At 62.1% G+C, this 14,857-nt stretch carries 12 protein-coding genes and 1 tRNA gene; 11 read left to right on the top strand and 2 right to left on the bottom strand.

Annotated elements, in window-relative coordinates; all coding sequences use genetic code 11:
- Positions 1-74, top strand: a tRNA-Asn gene (locus AACS18_RS13380).
- 254 nt (positions 75-328) lie between these two features.
- Here AACS18_RS13380 and AACS18_RS13385 read toward each other — a convergent pair.
- Positions 329-1,318, bottom strand: coding sequence for a DUF2860 family protein (locus AACS18_RS13385; protein ID WP_108612471.1), 990 nt, complete (start codon positions 1,316-1,318; stop codon positions 329-331).
- Positions 1,319-1,595: 277 nt separating this feature from the next.
- Between AACS18_RS13385 and AACS18_RS13390 the strand changes: the two genes are divergently transcribed.
- From AACS18_RS13390 to AACS18_RS13425, 8 genes are all read left to right on the top strand, one after another.
- Positions 1,596-2,081 carry a YqhA family protein gene (locus AACS18_RS13390; RefSeq protein WP_005333692.1) on the top strand — a complete coding sequence of 162 codons (486 nt, stop codon included), beginning with the start codon at positions 1,596-1,598 and terminating at the stop codon, positions 2,079-2,081.
- A 128-nt stretch (positions 2,082-2,209) separates the two neighbouring features.
- On the top strand, positions 2,210-2,659 hold the full coding sequence (locus tag AACS18_RS13395; protein ID WP_108612472.1) for a hypothetical protein: 450 nt from the start codon (positions 2,210-2,212) through the stop codon (positions 2,657-2,659).
- A gap of 4 nt (positions 2,660-2,663) precedes the next feature.
- Positions 2,664-5,654, top strand: coding sequence for a hypothetical protein (locus AACS18_RS13400; RefSeq protein WP_181363280.1), 2,991 nt, complete (start codon positions 2,664-2,666; stop codon positions 5,652-5,654).
- Complete coding sequence (locus tag AACS18_RS13405; protein ID WP_108612473.1) at positions 5,654-6,493, top strand: FTR1 family iron permease; 840 nt, start codon at positions 5,654-5,656, stop codon at positions 6,491-6,493. Before AACS18_RS13400 ends, AACS18_RS13405 begins: the two co-directional genes overlap by 1 nt.
- 102 nt (positions 6,494-6,595) lie before the next feature.
- The gene (locus tag AACS18_RS13410; protein ID WP_108612474.1) at positions 6,596-8,020 is read left to right on the top strand and encodes an NAD(P)/FAD-dependent oxidoreductase; all 1,425 of its coding nucleotides are present in this window, start codon (positions 6,596-6,598) and stop codon (positions 8,018-8,020) included.
- Between the two features lie 35 nt (positions 8,021-8,055).
- A complete protein-coding gene (locus AACS18_RS13415; RefSeq protein ID WP_108612475.1) occupies positions 8,056-8,616 on the top strand; it encodes a hypothetical protein in 561 nt (186 codons plus the stop codon).
- A gap of 106 nt (positions 8,617-8,722) precedes the next feature.
- Entirely contained in the window at positions 8,723-10,003 is a 1,281-nt protein-coding gene (locus tag AACS18_RS13420; RefSeq protein ID WP_108612476.1) for a hypothetical protein, read from the top strand.
- 50 nt (positions 10,004-10,053) lie between these two features.
- Positions 10,054-11,265 carry a Bcr/CflA family multidrug efflux MFS transporter gene (locus AACS18_RS13425; RefSeq protein WP_108612477.1) on the top strand — a complete coding sequence of 404 codons (1,212 nt, stop codon included), beginning with the start codon at positions 10,054-10,056 and terminating at the stop codon, positions 11,263-11,265.
- 110 nt (positions 11,266-11,375) lie between these two features.
- Here AACS18_RS13425 and AACS18_RS13430 read toward each other — a convergent pair whose 3' ends face one another.
- A complete protein-coding gene (locus AACS18_RS13430) occupies positions 11,376-11,843 on the bottom strand; it encodes a DUF4357 domain-containing protein (protein ID WP_005333716.1) in 468 nt (155 codons plus the stop codon).
- A gap of 197 nt (positions 11,844-12,040) precedes the next feature.
- On the opposite strand from AACS18_RS13430, the gene AACS18_RS13435 reads away from it, so the two are divergent.
- Both AACS18_RS13435 and AACS18_RS13440 read left to right on the top strand, forming a co-directional pair.
- Entirely contained in the window at positions 12,041-12,721 is a 681-nt protein-coding gene (locus tag AACS18_RS13435; protein WP_108612478.1) for an ABC transporter ATP-binding protein, read from the top strand.
- A 30-nt stretch (positions 12,722-12,751) separates the two neighbouring features.
- Positions 12,752-14,857 (top strand): ABC transporter permease (locus AACS18_RS13440; protein WP_108612479.1); only part of this gene is annotated, 2,106 nt, incomplete at its 3' end.

Raw genomic sequence — 14,857 nt, forward strand, 5'->3', positions numbered from 1 at the left:
CCTCGTAGTTCAGTCGGTAGAACGGCGGACTGTTAATCCGTATGTCACAGGTTCAAGTCCTGTCGAGGGAGCCACATTCTAAAGCCCAGCCTTATGGCTGGGCTTTTTCGTATCTGCGGCTTGTTCCCTTCCCTTCCCTTCCCTTCCCTTCCCTTCCCTTCCCTGCCACGCGCGCCCCTCAAATGCCCGCTGTCATAACGTCTCTTGCCTGCATGTGATGACCAACCAGCACACAGCGTGACATGCCGATTGCGCGCCACCCCATCAACAAGGGGCTGGATTGACCAGCCCCAGTGTGTGCACCTCATCTCGCTGTCAGTTACCGGAGTCAGAAGCGGTAGAGCAGACCTGTGGTCATGCTGGTGGAGCGAATGTCGTAAAAATCGATCCGGGAGTCTGCATTGGCATAGCTGGCGCTCAGGAGTGCAGAGAGCGGCGCGATGCCAAACAGCTGGTGCCAGAAGAGGGTGGCATCGATGGCCATGTCGCGGCTGTCGGCACGCTGGCCAAACAGCGGGTTGGCCTCGTCATGGCCGCGCTTGCCCAGATAGAGGTTGCTGACAAATGACCAGCGGGGCGAGGTTTTGGCGTAAGTGAGCTGCAACCCCTTGCTCACATAAGACTCGGCCCTGCCCGCCAGATCCGCCCTCTGATAACGCAAGGCCGGCTCGAGGAACTGATCGTCTGCCAGCCGGAACTGGTAGGAGAGCTCGGCGGAGTTGACCCAGCCATTGCGATCCAGCATCCCCATCACCGCACGACCATATTGCTCTCCACTGGACTCCCCATCCACCTTGACGTCGCGGCTGGTGACACTACCACTGAACGCGCTGCCCCAGATGTTGTCCCACGCCAGACGGGCGCCGTGGGAGCGCACGTCACTTTCCTGACGAGCTACACCCACAGCAAAGGGATCGCGCCAGACCTTGACCGGGGTGGCATTGAACACCAGCGAACCGGCCACGATCCCCTTGTCCCCCAGCTGCTGGCGCAGCCCGAACTGCTGGGTACCGTCGCCGCGAATGGCATCCTGAATGAGGTTGCCCAAAAACAGCTGGCTACCGGTGGAGGCAAAGGTGTAGCGAAGATCCCCGTTGATCACCGGATCAAGGTGGCGCTGCTGCGCCGCAGCCCCCAAAGCGTCAATACGCTCGCGACCTGCATTCCCCGTGGCAAAATTAGACTTGGTCTCGCCAACGCTGGCCCCCGCCAGCACACTGCCGGAAAAGCCAGATTCCTCAGGAATGGCTCCCAGCTCTTGTGCCTGAACCCCGCTTGCAACCAGCATCCCCATACTCAACAGCAGACCAATACGCATCGCAACACTCCTGGCAAGCGGCCACAAGAGTGGGCCGAGCCTGATAAATAGGAGGGAGGCAGTCGCCCCCCAGTATCGAGAAGCGGCATGTTACGGCAGGGAAAAATCACAAATAAGACAGCGGGATGCGGTTTTATTTTTTATGATGGCTTTTTATTTTTTTATAGGCGCAAGCAGGGGGCGACCCGGCATAATCAGTCCCCACGGCCTTGCAACGCTGCGGGATGCTCGCGCCATACTCACTCTATTTAGCCCTGTTCCCAACATCGGAGTTCTCATGCGTCGATTCAATTTCATGCTCAATGGCAGCAGATTGATGATGTTCCCCTTCTACATTGGCATTCTCATCTGCGTGGTATTGCTGATGGTGAAGTTTGCCATGCAGCTCTATCAGCTTTCTGTAAACATTTTCGAGATCCCCTATCTGGACCTCATTACCGGCGTGCTGACCCTGGTGGACTTTATACTGGTGGCCCAGATGCTGATCCTGGTTGCTATCTGTGGCTATGTGCAATTTATCCAGACGGAAGAGCAGCGCGCCTCCCTTAGCAGCAACTGGCTTAGCAAGATCAACTTTGCCTCCCTCAAGCTCATCGTCATCAACTCGCTGGTGACTATTGCCGGAGTTGAGGTGCTCAAGGCGTTTCTCGAAGATGGCATCATCAACGAAGTCGATATGAAGTGGTCCGTGGTGGTGTTTCTCGCCTTCTCGCTGGCCGCGCTCATCTATGCGGTGACCGAGCGGATGGCGGAGCATAAATAGTCGAGCTTGATCACTGTGCTTGTTCAGCCCTGATTCACCAGCAATACAATTGATAACACTTTTCATTACTCTTACTGCGTTATAAACTTGCTCCCCCCGGGCTGCCCCGCCCGGGTGCTGGAGCCTTTATGACAAGCCTTTCTCTCTCACCCCGACAATTCTGGCAGTGGCTGGCCTACCACCATCAGGCCGCCGAGGGCACCTTCTATCTGATGTTCTTCTCCGGCCTGCTGCTGTGGGAGCCGCTGACCCCGCTCTGGTCGCTGGCGCGCTGGAATCTGTTTTTCCATGTGATGCTCTCGCTCACCCTGTTTCCGCTGCTGTTTGGCGCCTTCTGGCTCTCCCATCGCAGCTTGTTGAACCGCAGCAATAAACCCTTTTTGCGTACCACGGGGCGGATTATCGAAGCCTTGCTGCTGGTCTGTCTGGCCAGCGGCCTGCTGCTGGTGCTGCATGGCACTCCGGGCGATGTCATGGGCAACCTCGCCAGCTGGGCCCACTGGCTAAGCGCGTTGGCGTTAACTCCTCTGGTGCTGCGCCACGCCTGGCGCTGGACCATCTTGAAATGGCGCTCCTGATCCCATGTTGAAGTCATCTCTTTGTGCATATTTGTCACCCCTGCTGGCCCTCGTCCTGCTGCTGGTAACCCCCTTTGCGTTTGCCCAGCAGATGGGCGCTGGAATGCTCGCCTATGAGGAGGGGCAAAGCCCGCGCCTCGTCACCGCCAACCTGAACGCAGGTTCCGTCACCCTGCTTGAGCGCGATAGCGGCAAGCGGCTGAAAGAGGTGCAATTGGGGGGCGATCTGCGCCAGTTGGCCCGGGCAGAAGACGGCACCCTGCTGGTCACCGACTACAGCGGCGATCGCCTGCTGCTGCTGGATGATGATCTCACTCTGGAAAAGGCGATCCCCACCGGTCATCGCCCCTATGGGGTCATCTTCGATGCCAGGCGACAGTGGTTCTGGGTCACGCTGTTCGAATCAGCTCGCCTGCAGGCCTACGACACCTCGGGCAACCTCAAGCTGGATGCAGAAACCGCCGAGACCCCGCGTGGACTAGCTCTGACCGACAACGATCGCCTGCTACTCACCCACGCCATGACCGGCCAGCTCGCCATCTATGATCTCGCCAAGCTTGGCCATGGCGCCAAGGTCTCCTCGCTTCCCAAGCCAAAGCTCATCACCCTGGCCGAGACCCACAGCAACACGCCAAGCGACTCTCAGGGGTTGCCGCGTCTGCTCGATGGTATCGCCCTCTCCCCCGATGGCAGCGAAGCCTGGCTGCCACACGTGTTGTGGAGCTTCGATCACCCCTTCCAGTTTCAGAGCACCGTCTTTCCTGCCGTCTCCATCATCGATCTGGATGAGGAGAAAGAGCGGGTCGATGAAAGAAAGCAGCTCTTTTTGCAGATCAATCTGCCAAGCGTCGGCAACCGCAGCCAAATCGTCTCCAACCCTTTCGCCGCCCGCTTCGCCGCCGACGGCAAGCGGGTCTATCTGACCCTGGCGGGCTCGGAGGATCTGCTGGTGTTCGACCTCTCCCGCAGCGGCAAATCCAACAACAACCGTCACCGCCGCAAGAAGTTTCAGGGGGGCGCCAAGGCGACCCAGCTCTTGCGTCACCTGCCAGGCCAGAATCCGCGTGACTTGCTGATCGATGGCGACCACATTCTGGTGCACAACGCCATGGGGCAGGATCTCACCCGCCTCAATAGCGGCGGCAGCGGCCCGTTTGCCCGGGTCACCGTCGATGTGCCCCACTTCGCCAAGCTGGTAGAGACGGATCCGCGCCCCGAGCCGCTTCAGCGCGGCGAGCGGCTGTTCAACCTTGGTAACACAGCGTCCAACTCACGCTTCCCCATGGCGGGGGACAACTGGATGAGCTGCAACTCCTGCCATCTGGACGGGTTCAACTTCACCAACCGCTATCTGATGGCGGCCCATCGCCAGAAGAGCGGCGACAACGCCATCAACGGCCACGCCAACCTCGCCAACATGGTGGCGGGGGATTTTATCGGCGAATACCTGCGCATGACCCAGCAGACCCAGGGCGGCATGGGCCATGACACCCGCGATGGCGCCGAGGCAGTTGACCCCGCGAGGCCCCAACCGGAAGTGAAAGCGATGATGGAAGATCTGCACGCCTTCGTCACCGCCGATGGCAACCTCCCCTATCTCGCCAACTGGCTGCGGCTCGATGCCCCGCGCACGGATCCTGCCAAGGCGCCGACCACCCACCCGAAGGAGTGGCTCAACTCCGCCTCCTGCCAGAACTGCCACAAGCAGGCATTCAAGGATTGGAGCGAGAGCAACCACCGACTGATGGGCAACTCCCACCCCTACTACAAGGTGGTGCAGGCGCTGGCCCGCGAAACCGAGGGCGAAGCCTTCGGCCAGTGGTGTCAGGGCTGCCACATGCCCCAGCAGGTGATGACAGGCCAGATGGATCTGCCCAAGGGCTCCCACATGTTCGAGCAGGGCGGCGCCTCGCTGATTGTCGCCCACAAGGCTGGCGAATCTGTGGTTGAGGAAGGGACCGGTTGCGTACTCTGCCATCGCATCACCAAGGTGGAAGATGCGGGCGGCAACAGCGCCTTTACCGTCAATTTGAAAGACCGCGAGAGCTATGTGTTCGAGGATGCCCCGGGCGGCAGCCTCAAGCACTGGCTGGCCGAACGGCAGATCAACGCCCGTCCGGCGGCCCACAAAGCCTCCTATCAGAAGGATTTCTACCGCGATGCGGCCCTGTGCAAATCGTGTCACAACGAGTTTGCCCCGGGCACCGGCGCCAATATCGTCAACACCTGGGACGAGTGGGAAAAATCCAGCTTCGCCAAGGCCGAGGATCCTGCCAAACGGCGCACCTGCATCGACTGCCATATGAACCCCGAGCCGGGCAACGGCGGCGCGCCGGTGGCGGGCCAGTCCACCGAAAACGGCACCATGAAAGCGCGGCTCTATCGCCACAACTTTACCGGCGCCCAGCACCAGCTGGTGGGGCTGCGCAACCCCGACCTTGAACAGGAGAGTCTGGCGCTGCTGCGCTCCAGTGCCACCCTTTCGGCTCGGATCGAACAGGCTGCAGATAGTCAGCAACTGGTGGTGCGGGTCGCCAATACCGGCGCAGGCCATGCCCTGCCCACCGGGGTGGCCGATTTTCGTGAACTCTGGCTGGAGCTGACTGTCACCGACGCCAGCGGCAAGGTGGTGCTTGCCAGCGGCCAGCCGGTGGATGGCGCTGTCCCTGAAGATGCGCGACTGTTCAGAAAAGTGTTCGGTGATGCCGAGGGCAAGCCGGTGAGGCTCAAGTTCTGGCGCTACGCCAAGTTGTTGGAAGATACCCGTATTCCGGCCGATGGCTGGCGCGATGAAGCCTGGCCGCTGCCAGCAGATGCCCAAGGGCCCTTCAAGGCCGATATCAAACTCAATTTCCGCACCTACCCCAAGTGGGTCAATGATGCGGTGCGCGCCGCCGAGCCCAGCTTGCCGGAGCCACCCATAGTCATGCTCAACCGGCTGCAACTCACCTTGCCGCCCCTCCCCGTCACGCCCGCTACGGAGCCTCAATCCTGATGTTTGCAAGTTTTCTTATTACCCTGCGCGAGGGGCTGGAAGCCTTCCTGCTGGTCGGCATCTGCCTCTCCTACCTCGCCAAGCTGGGAGCGAGCCGCTACAACAAGTTCATCTATCTGGGGGTGGTGCTGGGTTTGATCGCCTCCCTGATCGTCGCTTTCCTGTTCCAGGTGGTGGTGAGCCAGTTCGAGAGCGAGCGCTACAACCACCTGTTGATGGCGGGGATCCTGATCTTCGCCACGCTGGTGCTCACCTATATGGCGATCTGGATGCAAAAGCAGGCCAAATCCCAGGTGGGAGCCATGACGGCGCGCATCGATGCGGCCATCGATGGCGGCAACCTATTTGGGCTGGTGCTGCTCGCCTTCCTGGCGGTGATGCGCGAAGGGTTTGAAACCGTGCTCTTCTTCTCCGCCCTACTCTACTCGGGCCAAGGGGTGGATCTGCAATCCGGCCTGATAGGCGCGCTGGCGGGGCTGCTGGTCTCCATCGCGCTGGTGTGGGGGCTGCTGCGCTCCACCCGCAAGGTGGCGCTGGCCCCCTTCTTCCGCTGGACGGGCTTGCTCATCATCATCATCGCCGCAGGCTTGCTCTCGTCCGCCGTCAACATGTTGCAAGCGGCAGACATCATCACCTTCTGGACCACGCCGGTGTTCGATATCAGCCACATTCTCGACGATCAGGGGGTATTTGGTACCTTCCTGCGCGCCCTGTTTGGCTACAATGCCTCACCCGCTGGCTTGCAGCTGCTGACCTGGGCCCTCTATCTGGCGATCTTCGTTACCCTCTGGCAGCGCAGCTATCGCCCTCAGGTAAGCACCGCGTCCAGCAAAGGCTAAGCCCGCACGCCCTGTGGCAACAAGGCCACACGGTAACAACACTATTCGGGAGCCGCGCATTGGTGCGGTTCCCTTATCTATCAAGCAGTTTCGGAAAACGTCATGAGCGATAACAACAAGAAAAGCATTGCAGTGATGGGTGCTGGCCCCGCCGGTCTGATGGCTGCCTGGCGCCTGCGCCGCGCCGGTTTTGCTGTCACCCTGTTCGAGCAGGAGCCGGTGGTCGGCGGCATGTGCGCCACCCAGACCTTCAAGGGGCGCGATGGGGAGTATCGCTTCGACTACGGCGGCCACCGCTTTATCACCAAGAACCCCGAGCTGCTAGCCTTTATCGACGAGCTGATGGGGGATGACCTGCTCCACGCCGAGCGAAAGAGCGTCATCCGCTTTGGCGGACGCACCTATGACTACCCATTGAACCTGCCCAACCTGCTCAAGACAGCGCCGCTCGCCCTGATGGCCGGGGCGGTGAAAGATCTGCTGCTGTTGCCCTTTGCCAAGAAGCCCACCGATTTTGCCAAGGCGAGCTTTGCCGAGTGGATCCAGAGTCACTTTGGCCGCACCCTCTATCGCCAGTTCTTCGAGGGTTACACCGGCAAGCTGTGGGGCATCAACCCGGACAAGCTCTCCGCCGACTGGGCCGGTCAGCGCATTAGCCTCATCGATCTCAAAGACGTAGCACGCCGCCTGCTGCCAAGACGCAACGGCAGCATTTCGGTGCGCACCTATGCCCGCAAATACCGCTACCCCAAATATGGCTTCGGCCAGATCTTCGCTACTCTGGGGGAGCGACTGGTGGCAGAGGGGGTCGATCTTAAAACCGGCTCTACCATCACCCGCCTGGAGCAGGCCGATGGCCGCATCGAACGGGTTTATTGGAAACAAGATGACGTTGAGCAGAGCGAGCTCTTTGATCAGGTGATCTCCACCCTGCCGCTGCCACTCACCTGCCAGCATCTGGGCTTGCCGTGCGATCTGCACTACCGGTCGCTTCGCTTCGTCAATATGCCGCTGAAACAGGAGAACCTGTCGGACAACACCTGGCAGTACCTCTCCGACCCCCATATTCTGGCGACCCGTCTGCAGGAGCCGCGCCGCCGCAGCCCCTTTATGGCGCCACAGGGCCAGACCTCGGTAATGCTGGAGATCCCCTGCAATCCGGGGGATGCCACCTGGCAGGCGCCGCTCTCTGATCTGCGTGGCCGTGTTACCGCTGATCTGGCGAGCCTCGGCGTCGATACCGCCAAGCTTGGCGATGAGACCTTCGAAGCCCGCAGCGAGTACGCCTATCCGCTGATGGATCTTGGCTATCAGGCGCGCCGCAACGAAGCCATCAAGGCGCTGATGCCCATCACCAACCTCATCATGACCGGCCGTCAGGGGACATTCCGCTATATCTTCACCGACACCGCGATGGAGATGGGGATGATGGCCGCTGACATGGTGATCGACGGGGTGGACAGACGCCACGCCATCTTTAACCATCGCAACGAAAATACCGTGATTGAAACCCAGAGCGTGGCCTGAGTGCCAACCTCTTGGCATTAAGTAAGGAGAACAGGATGACCATCCGCCCGGGTTTACTCGCCCTCACCCTGCTGCTGGCCCTGAACGGGCAGGCACAGGCTTACTCCTACGCAGCCGCCGGCAAGGAGCCACTGATCGACGCCCGCGAAGCGCTGCTGGGCGCCGCCACTGACGGCAAGGATGCCAGCGCCACCTTGAGCGAGATTGCCGACGAGCTGACCTATCTGGAACAGCACCACAAGGTGGAACTGCAAGCGCCGCTGGCCGCCGCCATCAAGGCCAAAGATGCTGCAGCCACCGCCGCCCTGCTCAACCGCGCCTACAAGGCGGAGATCGAGCGCCGCCTCGAAGGGGCCAGCCAGAATCTTGGCGACTACCAGACCGCCAAGGTGCTGGTGGTCAAGAGCAAGCGCTTCCTCGATCTGATCCTCCCCTCCCTCAGTGAAGGGGATCGCAAGGCGGCCGAACAGGGGCTGGCCAAGGTACTGGATGCCATCAGCAACCCGGGGGTATTCGGGGTGGGTGCCAAACCCGCCGATGCCGCCGCCTTTGCCGCAGCGGAAAAAGCGCTGATGGCCGTGCTGGCGCCGCTGTGATGGCCTCTCATTGATGACGACGGCCCCCCTCATCCCCAGCCCTTCTCCCACAAGGGGAGAAGGGGGACGTCACCACGGCCGATTACGCTTCGCTAATCGACCCTACTTGCTGATCCTTCTGCAACTGGCCTGGCTCGGCTGGCTGCTGGCCTTTCCGGTGGCGCTCGATTCCGACGATGCCCTCAATTTCGCCCACGGGGTGACGCGCTTTAGCGTGCTGGAGTTCTCCCCCCACTTTCCGGGCTATCCCGCCTTTATCTGGCTGGCGCGGCTGATCAATCTGGCGGTGGACGATCCGGCCCGCGCGGTGCAGTGGGCAAGCCTCTTGGGGAGCAGTTTGCTGGCGCCGCTCGCCGCCTTGCTGGCGGTCAGATTGTGGCAACGGCCAAGTCTGCTCGCCCCCGTCTGGCTGCTGGTATTGGCCCTGCCGCTTACACCTACGCTGGCGCTCTCCGGCCTCTCGGACGGGCCGGCGCTCGCCGCTTGGATCGGGACGCTGCTGGCCTTGCAGCAGCGCAGAATCGCGCTGGCGGGTCTTTTGCTGGGCCTCATGCTGGCGCTTCGCCCCTCCTATTTTGTGCTGGCGCTGCTGCCGCTGTGGCTTGGGATGGCGCAGCAGGGCACGCGCGGCAGGTTTGTGCTCCCCATCGCACTGGTGGGCCTCACCAGTCTGCTCTTTGTCTGGCAGGCCGATGGCTGGGCCTATTTCAGCGAGGGGCGCCGCTTTACCGACGGTCACTTTACCCTTTGGGGCAACACAGCGGCGGCCCATGGCGATCGGCTGCTGAGCTGGGCGCACACCTTCAACGATCAGCTCACTCCGCTTTGGCCCTTGGCTGTCGGAGGGCTGCTGGTGTTGCCGCTCTGGCAGCGCTCAAAAGGCCACACTGCCGTCCTCTCCCCGCTCTGGACGCTCTACTGGCTCGTCCTGCTGCTCTGGACCCTGTTTGGCCAGAATCCCGATAATCCTCGCCATCTGGCCCCCATCATCCTGCTCGGTATCGTGCTGCTGGCAGGCTGGCTGCCGCGTCGGGGCGAGAAGCTGGTAACGGTGGCCGGATTGCTGCTGCTCGGCGCAACCTTTACCCTGCCCCGTCCTCCCGCCATGGTGCAGGCAGCCAGGCTGGCAGAAAAAACGTGCCCGGCGCTGGTGACCCAGTGGGGAGTGCGGCTGCTGCGGGAGACCACGGCACTGCCGATAACGGACGGCTGGTACAAGGGGGATGCGGCACTGGCGCTCTCTCAGGGAGCCTGCCGTTTGAGCCGCCGGGCCATTGAGCCGACCGGAATGCAGGCTGGTAGCAGACAGATCTGGTTTGCCCCCAGATTTCACGCCGAACCGGGCCTCTGGCTCGCCATACCGGATCCCCCGCAGGCACAAAACTGATAGACTGCCTTTTCGCCCTTTTTTCCATCCATCCCACAACTGGATACCCTATGCCCCAAACCGCTCCGACCCGGGCCTCCGCCCTCTCCCCCCGTTTTCTCTTTATCCTGCTGGGTGCGCTGGCGGGCCTGACCCCGCTCGCGGTGGACATGTATCTGCCGGCTATTCCGGCCATCGCCCGGGATCTGGCCACCAGCATCGACGGTGCCCAGCTAACCATCAGCGCCTTTCTGGGCGGCTTTGCCATCGGCCAGCTCTTCTACGGCCCGCTCGCCGACAGCTATGGCCGCAAGCCGGTGATCCTGGCGGGGCTCATCATGTTTGCCATCGCCTCGGTGGGATGTGCCATGGCGGACTCCCTGCCCGAATTGCTGGCCTATCGGATGTTGCAGGCGGCAGGGGGAGCGGCGGGTTCTGTGGTGGTCAATGCCCTGCTGCGCGACCTGTTCGAGAAGGATGCCTTTTCCCGTGCCATGTCGTTCGTCATTCTGGTGATGACCCTGGCGCCGCTGGTGGCGCCTGTGGTGGGCGGCTATATCAGTGCCCATGCCAGCTGGCGGGTGATCTTCTGGCTGCTGGTGGGGATCAGCCTGCTGATCTGTCTGGTGATGCAGTGGAAAATCGAGGAGACCCTGAAACCCGAGCACCGTCAGCCGCTCAAGATCGGCCAGATCCTCAAGAACTACTGGGGTGTACTCTCCCATCGCGGCGCCATGGGCTATGTGCTGTGCGGATCCCTCTCAAGCTCCGGCATGTTCGCCTTCTTAAGCGGCTCACCCTACGTCTATATCGAGTATTTCAAGGTGCCGACCGAGCACTACGGCTGGCTGTTTGGCCTCAATATTCTGCTGATGATGGTGGTCACCTTCGTCAACAGCCGACTGGTGAAAGGGGTGGGCGCCGAGCGGATGCTGCAATACGGTCTGCTGGTGCTGCCCTGCGCGGGGGCCCTGCTGGTCTACAACGCCTGGAGCCAGACTGGCGGCCTGTGGGGCATCGTCATTCCGGTGGTACTGTTTGTCGGTCATATCAGTCTGGTGGGCGCCAACGCCATGACCGGCCTGATGGGCCACTTCCCGCAGGCGGCGGGCACCGCCTCGGCACTGGCAGGCACCCTGCGCTTTGGCATCGGCGCGCTGGTCGGCATTCTGGTCAACCTCAACCCGCCCCACTCGCCGCTGCCGATGGCCATTGCCATCGCCTGCTGCGGGGTCGGTTCAGCTCTCAGCTACTGGCTGCTCACCGGCCACAAGGCACACTGATCCATCTGCTGGATATAAAAAAGAGCGCCCCCTCTCTTGCGACAGGGGGCGCTCTGTTTTTGGTGGGAGAGATGCGGAATCAGGCGCCCCTCAATCCCCTCCGATATGCGTCACTTCTTGCCAAAACCGGACTGTTTGAGGGTATACCCCGCGCTGTTTTGCCAGGCATCCAGACCGCTGCGGTTATTGCCCGCCACCAGACTGGCGGCCAGACTCGGGCTGTTGAACAGTTGATCGGCGGTAAAGACAAAGCCGCCCTGACTGCGGGGCACTATGACCCCCTTTTCCAGCAGTTCGTGACGCAGCTCGATCACCGCTTCGCGCAAAGAGGCGGCATCCTCGCCATTGGCGGTGGAACCGGCCAGCACCATAAAGCCCGGATTTTGCCGCTTGCCCACCGGATAACCGTGAGCTTCGGCCCCCTTGCCGTTGAAGTGGTAGAGCTCGCGCTCCCCCGGCCGATTGTCGGAGAGCGCCTTTTGCAGGGTCATCAGCTCGTTGTAGATCTCGATGGGGACGACGGCCGCCTGCTTGTTCCCCTTGCTATCGATGATAAAACTGACTTGCTTGTGTAACATCCTTGCTCATCCTGTGACCCATGGAAGCCCCTATTCTAACCACCTCGGGCAAGCGGGATCCAGCGAGGATCCACTGCTCTTTTGCCGACTTGATCACTAACTGGCACTCTTGAACAACCGTAAGGGGTGTTGATCATTGTTGGCCGTGCTAGCGTACCAAGCATGATGAAAGCCATTGACCATCAACCGGTTACCCCATGCTGACCCTGCGCAACCTCTGCAAGAGCTTCGATAACGGCAGTGAACGACTGCCGCTGTTCCACCATCTCGATCTCGCCCTCCCCGCTGGCGAGATCACTCTGCTGCTGGGCCAAAGCGGCTGCGGCAAGTCCACCCTGCTCAATCTGATCGCCGGGCTGATTGCACCGGACGAAGGGGAGATCTGGCTGGGGGAGACCCGGATCGATACTCGCTCACCCGACGAGCGGGCACGCCTGCGGGGCCGCCATTTCGGTATCGTCTATCAGGATTTCAACCTGCTGCCGACCCTGAACGTGGCCGAGAATCTGGCCCTGCCGCTGGCCATCAACGGGCTGCCACCGGATGAAACCAGGATTGACCAGTTGCTGCAACGGCTTGATATGAGCCACAAGCGCCATGCCTGGCCGGAGCAGCTCTCCGGCGGCCAGCGTCAGCGGGTAGCGCTGGCCCGCGCCCTTATCCATCAGCCCCAGTGGCTGCTCGCCGACGAACCCACCGGCAGCCTCGATGAGCACAATGCCGAACAGGTGATGGCGTTGATGGTGGCGGCGGTGCGCGACACCGGCGCAGGTTTGCTGCTGGTGAGCCACAACCCTGCCTATGCCGCGCTGGCCGACAGGGTGCTGCGCCTCGAAGGGGGGCAACTTATCGAACTCAAGGGGCCCCGTCATGACTAAGCGGCGACTGCGTCTGCCGGAGGCACGCTGATGTTGCCACTCAAAGCGCTGCTGCGCCTCTATCGCAGCCACCCCTGGCTGCTGTTGATGAGTCTGGCCGGGCTGGTATTGGGAGTCTCGCTGGTGGTGGCCATCGAGCTGCTCAATCACAGTGCCCGCACCAATTTTGTCGCCGCCCGCAGTCAGCTGGCAGGGGAAGCCAACTACCGGCTGGCCCCCGCTGGCGGGCTGGATGAACAGCTTTACGTGCAACTGGTGACAAGCCAGCCCGCCCTCGATGCCATGCCCCAGCTCCATGGCTGGCTCAAGGATGAAGAGGGGCGCAGCTTTCAACTGCTGGGGATGGATCTCTTCAACCCCGGCCCCCTGCGCCAGCTGTTTGGCACCCCGCCTGATAGCGACCCCGCCTTCTCCCTCAATCGTGCCGACAGCGTCTGGCTGGCAACCCCCGAAGCGGAGCGACTTGGCTGGCCAGCGGGCCAGAGCCGCCGCTTTGTGCTGGGCGGCAGCGATGGTGCCTGCGCCCGAACCCTGACCTTGACGCTGGCGGGTACGTTCGAACCCGGCACCGTGCCCATGGAGCGGCTGCTGATAACCGATATCGGCCTCGCCCAGCCCTTGCTGGGCAAAGCAGGTCGGCTCGATCACATCGTCTTCAAGCTAAGTGACGCCGAGGCTCGCACCCTGCAGGCCACCCTGCAAACCGATTACCCGAACCAGCCCTTATGGCTTGAGCCCATCAGCCCGGCGCTCGATGCCAGCCAGCTTGGCGATGCGCTGGCCCTCAACCTGACGGCGCTGTCATTGCTCGCCATGGCGGTGGGATTGTTTTTGGTGTTCAACGCCCAGCGATTTGTGCAGAGCGTGCGCCGCCCCCAGCTGGCCCAGTTGATCATTCTGGGGATGGGACCAAGCCGGGTGCTCAGCTGGCTCATCCTGGAGCTACTTATTCTCGCCACGGTCGGCACCCTGCTCGGGGTGCTGCTCGGCAGCCTGTTAGCGCTGACACTGATGGGACAGCTGACCCAGGCGCTGGCCGATCTCTATGGCCCCAACCCCATCGATCTGTTGCGCCTCTCCCCTGTGAGCCTGCTCAAGGCGCTGTTGATCGGGCTGCTCGGTACGCTGGCCGCCAACCTGCCCGGCTGGTGGCAACTGCTGCGCCAATCCCCCCTCGAACTGCGCGCCGGGAGCAGCCGCCCCCCTGTGCACCCGTGGCGACGGCGCGTGCTGGCCATCGCCATCTTGCTGCTGTGCACTCTGTGTCTGTGGCTACCGCAAACCGGTCTCACCGGCGCCCTGTTTATCGCCGGAGGCTGGCTGCTGGCCATGGCGCTCTGGCTGCCCGATGCCCTGCGCGGCCTGCTTGGCTGGTTGCGACGGCGCGCAGGCGGCCCCCTCACCGCCCGGCTTGGGGTGGCCGAGACCCTCTATCATCTCGATCGCACCGCCATCGCGGTGATGGCGTTGCAGCTGGCCATCGCGGCGGCCATCGGCATCGGGGTCATGGTGTCGAGCTTTCGCTCCAGTGTGGAGATCTGGCTCGGCCAGCGTCTGGCCGCCGATCTCTATGTCACCGCCCCCAAGGGGGTGGCGGGTAGCAAGGGCACCTTGAGCGAAGCCACCCTCGAGATCCTGCTCGCTAATCCGCTGGTGAGCGCCGCCTCGCGCCGCTCGGTGCACCCGGCCCGCTGGCAGGGGCAGCCCATCGAGTGGGCCCAGATGGACTTTATCCCCCAGCTTAAAGCGGCCTATCCGCTGCTGGCCGGACGCTGGCCGACCCGCCCCGACGAGGTGCTGGCGAGCGAACCGCTGACGGTGCGCCTCGGGGTCAAGGTGGGCCAGCAGTTGGCGATCAGCAGCGAGCAGGGGCCAAGGCAGCTCACCGTCACCGGCGTCTATCAGGACTACGGCAGCGACAAGGGTCAGATCCTCCATGCCTTTAGCGAAGGGGCGGTGCAATCCCTTGCCCTCTTTAGCGATGACCCCGAGCTGCTGGCCGACCGCCTGCACGAGCGCTTTGGCGAGCAGCTCAATCTGCTCTCCGCCCCCGCCATTCACAGCGCGGCCCTCAAGGTGTTTGACCAGACCTTTGTGGTGACCGAGCTATTGAAGTTGCTGATCCTCGGCATCGCC

It is taken from the genome of Aeromonas sp. HMWF015, assembly GCF_963878965.1.
Classification (GTDB): domain Bacteria; phylum Pseudomonadota; class Gammaproteobacteria; order Enterobacterales; family Aeromonadaceae; genus Aeromonas; species Aeromonas veronii.

Bases quoted from the DNA above. Each gene is read 5' to 3' on its own strand.
- AACS18_RS13385 (WP_108612471.1), bottom strand. From the start codon at position 1,318: ATGCGTATTGGTCTGCTGTTGAGTATGGGGATGCTGGTTGCAAGCGGG.
- AACS18_RS13390 (WP_005333692.1), top strand. From the start codon at position 1,596: ATGCGTCGATTCAATTTCATGCTCAATGGCAGCAGATTGATGATGTTC.
- AACS18_RS13395 (WP_108612472.1), top strand. From the start codon at position 2,210: ATGACAAGCCTTTCTCTCTCACCCCGACAATTCTGGCAGTGGCTGGCC.
- AACS18_RS13400 (WP_181363280.1), top strand. From the start codon at position 2,664: ATGTTGAAGTCATCTCTTTGTGCATATTTGTCACCCCTGCTGGCCCTC.
- AACS18_RS13405 (WP_108612473.1), top strand. From the start codon at position 5,654: ATGTTTGCAAGTTTTCTTATTACCCTGCGCGAGGGGCTGGAAGCCTTC.
- AACS18_RS13410 (WP_108612474.1), top strand. From the start codon at position 6,596: ATGAGCGATAACAACAAGAAAAGCATTGCAGTGATGGGTGCTGGCCCC.
- AACS18_RS13415 (WP_108612475.1), top strand. From the start codon at position 8,056: ATGACCATCCGCCCGGGTTTACTCGCCCTCACCCTGCTGCTGGCCCTG.
- AACS18_RS13425 (WP_108612477.1), top strand. From the start codon at position 10,054: ATGCCCCAAACCGCTCCGACCCGGGCCTCCGCCCTCTCCCCCCGTTTT.
- AACS18_RS13430 (WP_005333716.1), bottom strand. From the start codon at position 11,843: ATGTTACACAAGCAAGTCAGTTTTATCATCGATAGCAAGGGGAACAAG.
- AACS18_RS13435 (WP_108612478.1), top strand. From the start codon at position 12,041: ATGCTGACCCTGCGCAACCTCTGCAAGAGCTTCGATAACGGCAGTGAA.